An 11,267-nucleotide genomic window follows, 5' to 3' on the forward strand; every position below is an offset into this window, starting at 1 on the left:
CGGGTCGCTCTTTTGCCTCACCTGCCCGAGGAGAACCTGCCTTGACCGCCACCGAGCCCGTCGGCACCGCCCCCGCGGCGGAGACCGTCATAGCCGCCGACGCGCCCCAGCCCGCACCCGGCGCGACCCCGCCCCGCACCCCGCTCATCGCCCGGGCCGCCGCCGAGCTGGTCGGCACCGCCGCGCTCGTGGCGGTCGTGGTCGGCTCCGGCATCCAGGCCACCGAGCTCACCCAGGACGTGGCCCTCCAGCTCCTGGCCAACTCCACCGCCACGGTCTTCGGCCTCGGCGTACTGATCGCCCTCCTCGGCCCGGTCTCCGGCGCCCACTTCAACCCGGCCGTCACCCTGGCCGAGTGGTGGACCGCCCGCCGCGGCGGCGCCGGCGTCAACGCCCGCGAGCTCGCCGTGTACGTGCCCTCCCAGATTGTCGGTGCGATCGCGGGCGCCGTTCTGGCCGACGCGATGTTCGGCGAGCCGTTGGTGAAGTGGTCCACGCACGATCGCTCGGCGGGGCACCTGTTGCTGGGCGAGGTCGTCGCGACGGCCGGGCTGATCCTGCTGATCTTCGGGCTGGCCCGCACCGACCGGCTGCGCTTCGCCCCCGTCGCGGTCGCCTCGTACATCGGCGCCGCCTACTGGTTCACCTCCTCCACCTCCTTCGCCAACCCGGCCGTCACCATCGGCCGCGCCTTCACCGACACCTTCGCCGGCATCGCCCCCGCTTCAGTCCCGGCGTTCATCGGCGCGCAGCTGGCAGGTGCGGTCGCGGGCCTGGCCCTGGTGGCGGTCATCTTCATGCGCGGCAAGACCGGCAGCGGGCAGCCCGCCGCATGACGCGGCACGCGGATGTGGTGGTGGTCGGCGGCGGCCAGGCCGGGCTCGCCGCCGGCTACTACCTGCGCCGGGCGGGCATCGACTTCACCATCCTCGACGCCCAAGCCACCCCGGGCGGAGCCTGGCAGCACGCCTGGGACTCGCTGCACCTGTTCTCCCCGGCCGCCTACTCCTCCCTGCCCGGCCGGCTCATGCCGGCGCAGGCAGGCAAGACGTTCCCGGACGTGTCCCACGTACTGGATTACCTCGCCGACTACGAGAAGCGGTACGAACTCCCCATCCAGCGGGGCGTCCGCGTCGAGGCCGTCCACGACCAGGCACCTCTCCTGCACGTCCAAACGGACTCCGGCGCCTTCACGGCCCGCGCCGTGATCAGCGCGACCGGCACCTGGTGGCGTCCCTTCCTGCCGGCCGTTCCCGGCCGCGAGCACTTCCAGGGCAGCCGGCGCCACACGGTGGACTACCGCAGCCCGCGGGACTACACGGGACAGCGCGTCATCGTGGTGGGAGGCGGCAACTCCGGCGCCCAGGTCGCAGCTGACCTCGCCCCGCACGCCACCGTCCGCTGGGTCACCCAGCGCCCAGCCCGCTATCTCCCGGACGAGATCGACGGCAGCGCCCTCTTCGAACTCGCCACCCGGCGCGTCCAGTCCGGCGGCCCCCGCATCTCAGACCTCGGCGACATCGTCGCCGTCCCGCCCGTACGCGCCGCCCGCGACGCCGGACTCATCCCGGACCACCGGATGTTCGACAGCCTGACGGCCGACGGAGCCCGCTGGGCCGACGGCGGCAGCTGGCCCTGCGACGCGATCATCTGGTGCACGGGGTTCCGCCCCACCCTCTCGCACTTGTCGCCCCTGGGCCTGCGCACCGAGGGCGGCCGCATCCCCACCGAGGGCACCCGCGCCGTAGCCGACCCCCGGATCCACCTCCTCGGCTACGGCGACTGGACCGGCCCCGCCTCCGCCACCCTCATCGGCGTCGGCCGCACAGCCCGCGGAGCCACCCGCGAGATCGCCGAACTCCTCGGCGCCTGAAACCGCCCAGGGGCGGGAATCATCGCAGTGGACAGGCGCGAACGATGAACGAGATGGCGATGGACCGGCAGGCCGTGTCCGCGGACTACGAACACGCACGGCAGACCTTCCACGACCTGCTCGACGCCGCCACGAAAGCCGACCTCGCCCGCCCCACCCGCGGTACCCGGTGGACCAACGAGCAGTTGCTGTGGCACATGCTCTTCGGCTACATGGTCGTCCGGGTGCTGCTGGTCCTCGCCCGCGTCTTCGGGCGGCTGCCCCGCAGCGCCAGCAGGGTCTTCGCCCGCGCGCTGAATGCTGCGACGGTCCCGTTCCACTGGGTCAACCACGTCGGCCCGTGCGGGGCCGTGAAGGTCTTCGGGCCACGCCGGACGGGCGCCGCGTTCGACCGGGTCATCGACTCCCTGCACCGCCGGCTCGCGGTGGAATCCGATGCCGACCTGGCCCGCGGCATGCACTACCCCGTCCGCTGGGACCCGTTCTTCCAGGACTTCATGACGCTCGCCGACATCTACCGCTACCCGACCCGGCACTTCGACTTCCACCGCCGCCAGCTCACCCTGAACGGCGAGGTCAGCTGATCCGCGGGCTCCGGCGCTCGAGCAGGACCACGTCGCGCCACACGCCGTGGTGGCGGCCGATGCGCTCACGGGTACCGATGACACGGAAGCCGACCCGCTCGTGGACGGCGAGGCTGGCGGCGTTCTCGGGGAAGATCCCGGACTGGATCGTCCAGATCCCCGCTGCTTCGGTGGAGGCGATCAGCGCGTGCAGAAGCGCCTTGGCGACGCCTTGTCCGCGGGCGCCGGGGTGGACGTAGACGGAGTGTTCGACCACGCCTGCGTACGCGCAGCGGTCGGAGACCTTGGCGGCCGCCACCCAGCCCAGGACCTTGCCCGACTCGTCGAGTGCGGCGAAGCGGTGATCCGAGAGTTTGGCCGCATCGAAGTCCGCCCAGGTGGGGGCCGTGGTCTCGAAGGTGGCGTTTCCCTCGTCGATGCCCGCCTGGTAGATCGCGAGGGCCTCTTCGGCGTGCACCTCGCCGAGAGGCGTGATCACCGCGCTCACGCGGCACCCGCGCGGGTCAGGAGCCGGCCCATGGCGGCGAGGACCGCAGGCTCCACCCGGTAGAAGACCCAGGTGCCTCGGCGCTCGGAGGAGAGCAGCCCGGCCTCCTTGAGCTTCTTCAGGTGGTGGGAGACGGTCGGCTGGGACACACCGACGTCCGAGATGTCGCACACGCAGACCTCGCCGCCCTCGTGCGAGGCGACAAACGAGAACAGCCGCAGCCGTACGGGATCGCCGAGCGCCTTGAACATCACGGCACTCCGCTCGGCCTCGTCGGCCGTCAGCGGGCGTTCGGTCAGTGGCGGGCAGCAGGGGGCCACGGCCTCCGGCTCCAGCAGCGGCAGCACCTTCACAGTGGACATGTATCCATCATGCGGCGAGATTCGACAGATGTCTATATTGACGAACGTCGATTCGTGGTCCACTCTGGTGGCATCGAGATATCGACGTCCGTCAAATCAATGGGAGTCCGCCGTGACCACACACACCGAAGCTCTGCCCGTCGTCGTGATCGGCGCCGGCCCTGCCGGCCTCGCTGCGGCTTCACACCTGGTCGAACGCGACATCGCGCCTTTGGTCCTGGAGGCCGGGCCCGCCGCCGGCAGCGCGGTGCGCGAGTGGGGTCACGTACGACTCTTCTCCACTTGGTCCGAGCTCGTCGACCCGGCCGCCGAGAAGCTCCTCGCGCCCACCGGCTGGACCGCCCCCGACGGCTCGACCTACCCCTCCGGGGCGGACTGGGCCGAGAAGTACCTCCAGCCGCTCGCCGACGTCCTGGGCGACAAGGTCCGCTACGGCGCCCAGGTCACCGGTGTGTCCCGCCTCGGCCGCGACCGCATCGTCGACGCCGACCGCGAGCGGCAGCCCTTCACCATCAGCATCCTGAACGCCGACGGCACCGAGCAGCGGATCACCGCCCGCGCCGTCATCGACGCCTCCGGCACCTGGTCCACCCCCAGCCCCATCGGCGGCGACGGTCTGCCCGCGCTCGGCGAGAAGGCGGCGGCCGCCCGGATCTCCTACCGGATCCCCGACCTCAAGGACCCGGCGGTCCGAGCCCGGTACGCGGGCAAGCGCACCGCCGTCATCGGCTCCGGCGCCTCCGCCTTCACCGCCCTCGCCCACCTGGCCGACCTCGCCGAGAAGACCCCCGGCACCCACGCCGTATGGATCCTGCGGCGCGGTATCAGCGGCTCCACCTTCGGCGGCGGCACCGCCGACCAGCTGCCCGCCCGAGGCGCCCTCGGCCTCGCCGCCAAGGCAGCCGTCGACAACGGCCACGCCGACGCGGTCACCGGCTTCCGCACCACCGCCGTCGAACGCAACGGCGGCCGGCTGGTCCTGGTCGCCGAGGACGGACACCGCCTCGACCCGGTCGACGAGGTCATCGTCCTCACCGGCCTGCGCCCCGACCTCTCCTTCCTGAACGAGCTGCGCCTCGGCCTCGACGAACGCCTCCAGGCCCCGACCGAACTCGCCCCGCTCATCGACCCCAACCAGCACTCCTGCGGCACCGTCTACCCCCACGGAGTCAACGAGCTCTCCCACCCGGAGAAGGACGTCTACCTCGTCGGCATGAAGTCCTACGGCCGCGCCCCCACCTTCCTCGCGATGACCGGCTACGAGCAGGTCCGCTCGATCGCCGCCGCCCTCGCAGGCGACCAGGAAGCCGCCGAGCGGGTCGAACTGACCCTGCCGGAAACCGGAGTCTGCGGCGGCGCCGGCCTCTTCGACGACCCCACCGCCGCCCAGGACAACGCCGGCGGAGGCTGCTGCGCGGCCCCGACCACCCTCCAGATCGGCGTCGGCGCCCCGGCCCAGTCCGGCGGCTGCTGACCCACAGCTCCAGACCCGCCACCCCACCCATCACCCAGCAGGAGGCTCGCCATGTCCCGCGTACAGCTCGCCCTCCGCGTCCCCGACCTCGCCGCGTCCATCGCCTTCTACACCGAGTTCTTCGGCACCGAGCCCGCCAAACTCCGCGACGGCTACGCCAACTTCGCCATCACTGAGCCGCCGCTGAAGCTCGTCCTGATCGAAGGCGCCGCAGGTGAGGCAACGCGCATGGACCACCTCGGAGTGGAGGTGGAGACGACCGAAGCGGTGCACGGCGCCACCGCCCGCCTGGCCGAGGCCGGCCTGGCCACCGACGTGGAAAACGACACCACCTGCTGCTACGCCCTCCAGGACAAGGTCTGGGTCCACGGCCCAGGACAGGAACCCTGGGAGGTCTACGTCGTGAAGGCAGACGCCGACACTCTCACCAAGCAACAGGGCAGCACCTGCTGCACCGGCCCGAGCGAGGACGCGCCGGGCGAGTCGACGGACTCATCGGCAAGCTGCTGACCGTTGACGACCAACCTTCAGACCAGCGAGGCCGCGACCGGAACGGGGGACCGGTCGCGGCCCCGCGCCGCGTTGCCTGCCCGGTGCCTCAGCAGCTGCACACTTAAGCGCGGTTACGACACCCAAGGGCGACAGTGACACTTCGATACCTGACAGATGGAAGCCTGCCCGCGCCTGACGCGAGTCCGCCACCGAGGAGTTGACGGAAACAGCCCCCATGCAGGTTGTTCCCGTCGCCATGATGACCAGCATGAACGAGTTCTTTGACAAGGTCTGGTCGATGGAGTTCGGCGCCGCGCTGCTCGGTGCCGTAGCCGGTGGAGCCTTCAGCATCCTCGGTGCCTGGTGGCAGACGTCCGTGAGCAACAAAGCCACAGCTCGCGTTCAGGCACAGGGGCATGCGCTACGCGGGTTCGAAGCGATCACCACGCTCAGGGCGCATCTGGAAGCCCAAACTTTCCAGGGAAGAGGCACGGCAGAAACCCGATCAGCGTGGAACCGGGAACTGCGGACACAGCTCACCACGGCCAAGAGCGCGATCATGCTGTTGCCGGATCAGTATGAGAAGACGCGGACACCCGCCATGACGGCACTCAACATGATCACCAACTTCAACGGCCTGTTCGGTTGGGCTGAATACAAGGTTGCTACCAGGCTCCTGCTGACGGAGTCCATCAAGCACTTGGGGCTGCTTGTCCGAGGGTCGGAGGCTCCGGAGGCACGGGACATGGACGCGGTGCTCACACAGGCGATCGACGCCCACAGCCGCGAGCGAGCGCAGAAGGCACTGGACTCGCTCAACGCCGCGGCGGAGCATGGCGAACTGGATGAAGCGGACAAGGAGGAAGCCCGAAAGATCCGGGAGTACCTCGGTATCCCGCATCCTGCCCAGCCCTCAGCTGACGAGCCCGAAGCCGCGTCGTGATGTTCGTAAGGACCTGAGGGGGGAGCTATGCAGACAGAGACACTGGTGGGCCTGATCGGTCTCGGCGGAGCCGTCATCGGTGCCGGCGGTGCGGTCTTCGGAGGATGGCTCCAGCAGCGACACCAGGCAAACACCGCCAAGGCCGAGCGCCGTGAGGGGCGCCGGTACGCAGCAGGCCAAACCGCGCTGGAAATGCTCATCCGCCTCCGCCAGGCCGCCGCGAACCGAACTGATACCCCGGAAAGCGAGAGCGCCTGGACTGACGCGTTCATCGACTGGACGGTGACCTTCGACGCCGCTCTCCACGTCGTGCCCGACGGCGACCAGATGCGCGAGCAGGTCTTCGAGGTCGTGAGGCTCATCGGGTACTACGAGGCGCTTGGCCAAACACGCCAAGAATCCAACTTGTGGATCGACGCCCTATGCAGGGAGGCCGTTGCGGTCCTCTCCGCGTTTCTTCGGGAGGATCCGCTCCCGCGCCCCTCCCCCTTCTTCCTTGATCAGCAGGCCATGGTGGAGGCCATCTCCCCGTTCGTATAGCCCCGTCTTGCAACCCGTCAGTGAGTGCCTGCGCCACGATGTCGTGGCAGGTGGAGTCAAGCTGTCGGAGCTGAGCCGGCCAGGATGGACTTGACGGGATCAGCCCCACAGCGGTTGGCCCCGTCGGCATGATGACCCGCATGGACGTGTTGAAGGACCTGTGGTCCAAAGACTTCGTATCTGCACTGCTGGGCGCCCTCGTCGGCGGGGTGGCCACATTCGTGGTGGCGATGTATCAGGCTCGGAAGTCGCTGGAAGCCCTGCGGATACAGGGCAATGACGCCCGAGAACTCGCGAAGGATGAGCGGGAGGCCGTGCAAGCCCGGGAGGCCGGGATGGCCATCATGGATCTCCTGCTGACGCACCGAGCGGATCTGCAGAAGCACGGAACTGACCCACAGTGGCTGGAGGATCAGGCCCCGGTCATCGACCGCATCCGGTCGTACGCCCGAGTCCTCCCCGAGGGCCGACACCGCGAGCTCCTCCTCGAATTCTTGGTGGACTTGAAGCGCAAGCGTCCCGAGAACTACTCCACTGCCGAGTTCAAGCAGGACAAGATCAAGATGACCAACGGGGCCCTCCACGTCATCGGTGGCCACATGAACGGTGACGAGGTGACGCGCAGCCCCGAGCAGTCCGAGATCCGAAACGCCTGGGACAAGGCTTCCCAGGAGGCCTACCAGCGGACGATCGCAGTGATGGACAACAATCCCCTGCCAGACGACTGGGAGGACAGCTCGACGCCCGTTCTGGACAGCGCGTCACCCTCCGCTTGACGCCCGCCAGAACAGGCACTCACTCATTGCACGACCGCAACCGCTTGATCGCGATCAGCAGGACCGCTGCATTCACGTGCGGGCCCCGACTCCCCTGGAGACCGTGCCCTTTCCGGCCTTGCGTAGAACGTGGCTGGACACCCGCGTCAGTGTGGCGTGGCGCATGCGATCAGTCGCAACGTAGGGGCGGTACTTCAGGTGAGGAGGACGAAAAGGTACAGCCCTCGTACCCCTCCCACTGCGAGTTCGTGGCCAGCCCCCCATGCACATGAGGTCAGGCGCTCTTCGGCTCGGGTTACAGCCACGGTGCGTCGATCAGCCGTGCTCCAGATCCGCACCGTCTGGTCGTCGCTGGCAGTGGCGAGCCAGGCGCCGTCCGGACTGACCGCAACTGTGTTCACCGCGTCGGTGTGGCCGGTGAGGATGGCGATGCAGGTTCCGGTGGCTCGGTCCCACACTCGCACCGTCTGGTCGTCGCTGGCAGTGGCGAGCCAGGTGCCGTCCGGACTGACCGCAACCGCGTTCACCGCGTCGGTGTGGCCGGTGAGGATGGCGATGCAGGTTCCAGTGACCCGGTCCCACACCCGCACCGTCCGGTCGATACCTCCGGTGGCCAACCAGGTGCCGTCCGGGCCGACCGCAACCGCGTTCACCGCGTCGGTGTGGCCGGTGAGGATGGCGATGCAGGTTCCAGTGACCCGGTCCCACACCCGCACCATCCCGTCGCCGGCGGAGACCAGCCAGGTGCCGTCCGAACCAACCGCAACCGCATTCACCGAGTCGGTGATGGTGACGGTGCAGGTTCCGGTGACCCGGTCCCACACCCGCACCATCCCGTCGCCCGCGGAGACCAGCCAGGTGCCGTCCGGGCCGACCGCAACCGCCTTCACCCCGAGGATGTGGGCGGTGATAGTGACGGTGCAGGTTCCGGTGACCCGGTCCCACACCCGCACCATCCCGTCGCCACCTCCAATGGCCAGCCAGGTGCCGTCCGGGCCGACCGCCACTGCGTCCACCCAGCCGGTGTGGGCAGAAGTAGAGGAGATATGGGCAGCGACCTCTGGGTCCCAGATCTGCACCGTCTCGTCGGTGGTGGTGGCCAGCCAGGTGCCGTCCCGGCTGACGGCAACCGACCACACCCAGCCGCTATGGCCGGTGAGGATGGCGATGCAGGTTCCGGTGCCCCGGTCCCACACCCGCACCGTCCCGTCGGAACTTGCAGTGGCCAGCCAGGCGCCGTCCGGGCTGACCGCAACAGACCACACCCAGCCGCTATGGCCGGTGAGGATGGCGATGCAGGTTCCGGTGCCCCGGTCCCACACCCGCACCGTCCGGTCGGAACTTCCGGTGGCCAACCAGGTGCCGTCCAGGCTGACCGCAACCGCCTTCACCGCGTTGGCGTGGCCGGTGAGGATGGCGGTGCAGGTTCCGGTGACCTGGTCCCACACCCGCACCGTCCGGTCGTCGCTAGCAGTGGCCAGCCAGGCGCCGTCCGGACTGACCGCAACCGCGTTCACCGCCTTGGTGTGGCCGGTGAGGGTGGTGATGCGGCTTCCGGTAACCCGGTCCCACACCCGCACCGTCCGGTCGTCGCTAGCAGTGGCCAGCCAGGCGCCGTCCGGACTGAACGCCACCGCTTTCACCGCGTCGCTGTGGCCGGTGAGGATGGCGATGCAGGTTCCGGTGGCTCGATCCCACACTCGCACAGTCCGGTCTTCGCTGGCGCTGGCGAGCCAGGCGCCGTCCGGGCTAACCGCAACCGACCACACCCAGCCGGTATGGCCGGTGAGGATGGCGATGCAGGTTCCGGTGACTCGGTCCCACACCTGCACCGTCCCGTCGCCACTTCCGGTGGTCAGCCAGGTGCCGTCCGAACCAACCGCAACCGCTCTCACCAAGCTGGTGTGGCCAGTCAGGTTTCGCTGGAGGGCGGAAGAGGGTGCGTCGGGCAGGGGCCAGCGAGTTGCGAGGCAGGGGCGTTGGGCTGGGTCGTAGTGATGTGCGGTGATCTGGGGACGCCAGTGTGGGTGGCTGTCGAGGCGGGTGTGGAGGATGTTGGTGAGGCCTCGGGAAGGTTCGGTGAGGGTGAGGAGGTGGGCGGCCTGGGCAAGACTGCGGGCCAGGGGGCGGGTGTGGGGGGTATCGATGCGGGCGAGGTCGCTCCAGGGGGCAGTGGGTCCGCGGTGGATAAGACGGGTTTCCACCCACCGCAGGTCGCCGGCCACGGCCTCGGCCAGGGTGGTGTGTCCAGCTGCGAGGAAATGACTGATGAGGTGGTCTAGCAGGTAGCCGTCGGTGAGGCGCCACCAGGCGCGTTCGGGGTTGGGCTGCCTCGTAGCGAGGGCTTGGGCAGGGGGCAGGGTGGCGGCGACCGTGTCAAGCAGGAGACGGTTGACACGCGCCAAGCCGTCCGCACCGAGTTTGTTGCGGAGGTAGTCGCGGACGACATCGTGGAGGCTGATCGTGCCGCCGTTCACCTGGCTGAGGGTAAGCAGGGACAGGCGTTCCAAGTTGCGGCACAGGGTGCGCGCCTGCTCCTCGGTCAACCCACTGCTGGCCTGCCACAGCAGGGCGATGACAGGAACAGGAATGGACTCGTCTTCCGCGAAGATGCCGAGTTCGGTGAAGCGGTCCGGGCCACCGGGGGGCAGCAGGGTAGTTGAGGCTTCGATCGACGCCTGGGCAACCTGGTTGCGCAGGTGGGGGTCGTCAAGATTCCATGTGCCGGCCGGGTCGTCCACAGCTGCCGGCCCGTTGCTGCACAGCCGGTGAAGGATCTGCTCGGCGGTCGAGGTGGGGTCAGCGCCGCTGGCGCACTGCTCGGTGATCAGGCGGTTCGTCAGGCGCAGCAGCAGAGCCCATCGTCCGGTGGCCTGCAGCAAGGCGTCCACCAAGGCTGCGGGTAGGGATGGCAGGTTCCAGGTCAGCACATTCCTGGCCTGGGCGTGTGACATCTGGTCGACCTGGATGCGGCGGGCACCGGGCGGTAGCAGGTCTGGTTTACGCGTGGTAACCAGCCGTACGCAGGAGCGCCCCCCGTGCAGGAAGGGTTCGAGCTGCTCCGTTTCCCATACGTCGTCGAGGACGAGAAGGGTGCGGGGCCGCTGATCCAAGAGCCGCCCGAGGTGGGCGCCAGCCAGGGCGGGGTCGTCGAATTCCTCGGTGTCGCCAGTGATGAACCGGGTGACCTCGGAGACTTTGGCCGCGACCGCTGCTCGTCCGCGAACGTCCCGGCCAATGGTGACGAGGTAGATCCGGGAGCGGTAGTACTGCCGTACCCGCCTGTTGGCGCACACCGCTTCCGCCAGCGTGGTCTTGCCGAACCCTCCCGCTCCCAACAGTGCGGTGGTGATAGCCACGGCCCGACCTCTACGGCATACCGCCGACACCGTGGCGCGGGTCTGGGAGCGGTCCACGAACCAGTCGGGCATCGTCACCGGCGATGGAGGCAGGGGGTCGTTCACGACCGCCGGCGGTCGCAGCTGCAGCCACGCCGCAGTGCCGCCTGCCACGGTTGCAAGCGTCCCGAAGACGGCGACGGATCGCCACGAATGCTGACGCAGCTCATCCAGGGGCCAGGGCCAGTGGTCAGCAGCCGTGGCGGGGTTACCTGCCAGAGCCAGCAGTAACGACAAGACGATGCCCAAAACGGCAAGCGCTACCACTCCCGCCGACCACAATCGCACACGCACCTCGCCACCCCCGGCAACGTTCTTCTGCACGACGCTAGCGGCAA

At 69.1% G+C, this 11,267-nt stretch carries 11 protein-coding genes; 8 read left to right on the top strand and 3 right to left on the bottom strand.

Annotated features, from left to right (window positions below; translation table 11 throughout):
* Positions 1 to 41: 41 nt before the first annotated feature.
* From OG780_RS19720 to OG780_RS19730, 3 genes are read left to right on the top strand one after another with little or no spacing between them, the layout of a single operon-like run.
* Positions 42 to 836, top strand: a complete 795-nt coding sequence (locus OG780_RS19720) for an MIP/aquaporin family protein (RefSeq protein ID WP_328449990.1) — start codon at positions 42 to 44, stop codon at positions 834 to 836.
* Positions 833 to 1,873, top strand: coding sequence for an ArsO family NAD(P)H-dependent flavin-containing monooxygenase (locus OG780_RS19725; protein WP_328449991.1), 1,041 nt, complete (start codon positions 833 to 835; stop codon positions 1,871 to 1,873). The genes OG780_RS19720 and OG780_RS19725 overlap by 4 nt, the downstream gene beginning before the upstream one ends.
* Positions 1,874 to 1,917: 44 nt before the next feature.
* Entirely contained in the window at positions 1,918 to 2,457 is a 540-nt protein-coding gene (locus tag OG780_RS19730; RefSeq protein ID WP_328449993.1) for a DinB family protein, read from the top strand.
* Here OG780_RS19730 and OG780_RS19735 read toward each other — a convergent pair.
* Entirely contained in the window at positions 2,450 to 2,944 is a 495-nt protein-coding gene (locus OG780_RS19735; RefSeq protein ID WP_328449995.1) for a GNAT family N-acetyltransferase, read from the bottom strand. The genes OG780_RS19730 and OG780_RS19735 overlap by 8 nt on opposite strands.
* Complete coding sequence (locus OG780_RS19740) at positions 2,941 to 3,306, bottom strand: ArsR/SmtB family transcription factor (protein WP_326785211.1); 366 nt, start codon at positions 3,304 to 3,306, stop codon at positions 2,941 to 2,943. Before OG780_RS19740 ends, OG780_RS19735 begins: the two co-directional genes overlap by 4 nt.
* A 112-nt stretch (positions 3,307 to 3,418) precedes the next feature.
* Between OG780_RS19740 and OG780_RS19745 the strand changes: the two genes are divergently transcribed.
* The 5 genes from OG780_RS19745 (at position 3,419) to OG780_RS19765 (ending at position 7,531) form a co-directional block, all read left to right on the top strand.
* Entirely contained in the window at positions 3,419 to 4,780 is a 1,362-nt protein-coding gene (locus OG780_RS19745; protein WP_328449998.1) for an NAD(P)-binding domain-containing protein, read from the top strand.
* A gap of 51 nt (positions 4,781 to 4,831) precedes the next feature.
* On the top strand, positions 4,832 to 5,290 hold the full coding sequence (locus tag OG780_RS19750; protein WP_328450000.1) for an ArsI/CadI family heavy metal resistance metalloenzyme: 459 nt from the start codon (positions 4,832 to 4,834) through the stop codon (positions 5,288 to 5,290).
* 250 nt (positions 5,291 to 5,540) lie between these two features.
* On the top strand, positions 5,541 to 6,215 hold the full coding sequence (locus OG780_RS19755; protein ID WP_328450002.1) for a hypothetical protein: 675 nt from the start codon (positions 5,541 to 5,543) through the stop codon (positions 6,213 to 6,215).
* A gap of 27 nt (positions 6,216 to 6,242) precedes the next feature.
* Positions 6,243 to 6,755, top strand: coding sequence for a hypothetical protein (locus OG780_RS19760; RefSeq protein ID WP_328450004.1), 513 nt, complete (start codon positions 6,243 to 6,245; stop codon positions 6,753 to 6,755).
* Positions 6,756 to 6,895: 140 nt separating this feature from the next.
* The gene (locus tag OG780_RS19765) at positions 6,896 to 7,531 is read left to right on the top strand and encodes a hypothetical protein (RefSeq protein ID WP_328450006.1); all 636 of its coding nucleotides are present in this window, start codon (positions 6,896 to 6,898) and stop codon (positions 7,529 to 7,531) included.
* Positions 7,532 to 7,725: 194 nt separating this feature from the next.
* Here the strand turns inward: OG780_RS19765 and OG780_RS19770 are convergent, their stop codons facing one another.
* A complete protein-coding gene (locus OG780_RS19770; protein WP_328450008.1) occupies positions 7,726 to 11,253 on the bottom strand; it encodes an NB-ARC domain-containing protein in 3,528 nt (1,175 codons plus the stop codon).
* Between the last annotated feature and the right edge of the window lie 14 nt (positions 11,254 to 11,267).

Source organism: Streptomyces sp. NBC_00386, from assembly GCF_036063235.1.
Lineage (GTDB): Bacteria > Actinomycetota > Actinomycetes > Streptomycetales > Streptomycetaceae > Streptomyces.

Excerpts from the sequence above, each read along its gene's own strand:
- OG780_RS19725 (WP_328449991.1), top strand. The coding sequence starts at position 833 with ATGACGCGGCACGCGGATGTGGTGGTGGTCGGCGGCGGCCAGGCCGGG.
- OG780_RS19730 (WP_328449993.1), top strand. The coding sequence starts at position 1,918 with ATGAACGAGATGGCGATGGACCGGCAGGCCGTGTCCGCGGACTACGAA.
- OG780_RS19740 (WP_326785211.1), bottom strand. The coding sequence starts at position 3,306 with ATGTCCACTGTGAAGGTGCTGCCGCTGCTGGAGCCGGAGGCCGTGGCC.
- OG780_RS19750 (WP_328450000.1), top strand. The coding sequence starts at position 4,832 with ATGTCCCGCGTACAGCTCGCCCTCCGCGTCCCCGACCTCGCCGCGTCC.
- OG780_RS19755 (WP_328450002.1), top strand. The coding sequence starts at position 5,541 with ATGAACGAGTTCTTTGACAAGGTCTGGTCGATGGAGTTCGGCGCCGCG.
- OG780_RS19760 (WP_328450004.1), top strand. The coding sequence starts at position 6,243 with ATGCAGACAGAGACACTGGTGGGCCTGATCGGTCTCGGCGGAGCCGTC.
- OG780_RS19765 (WP_328450006.1), top strand. The coding sequence starts at position 6,896 with ATGGACGTGTTGAAGGACCTGTGGTCCAAAGACTTCGTATCTGCACTG.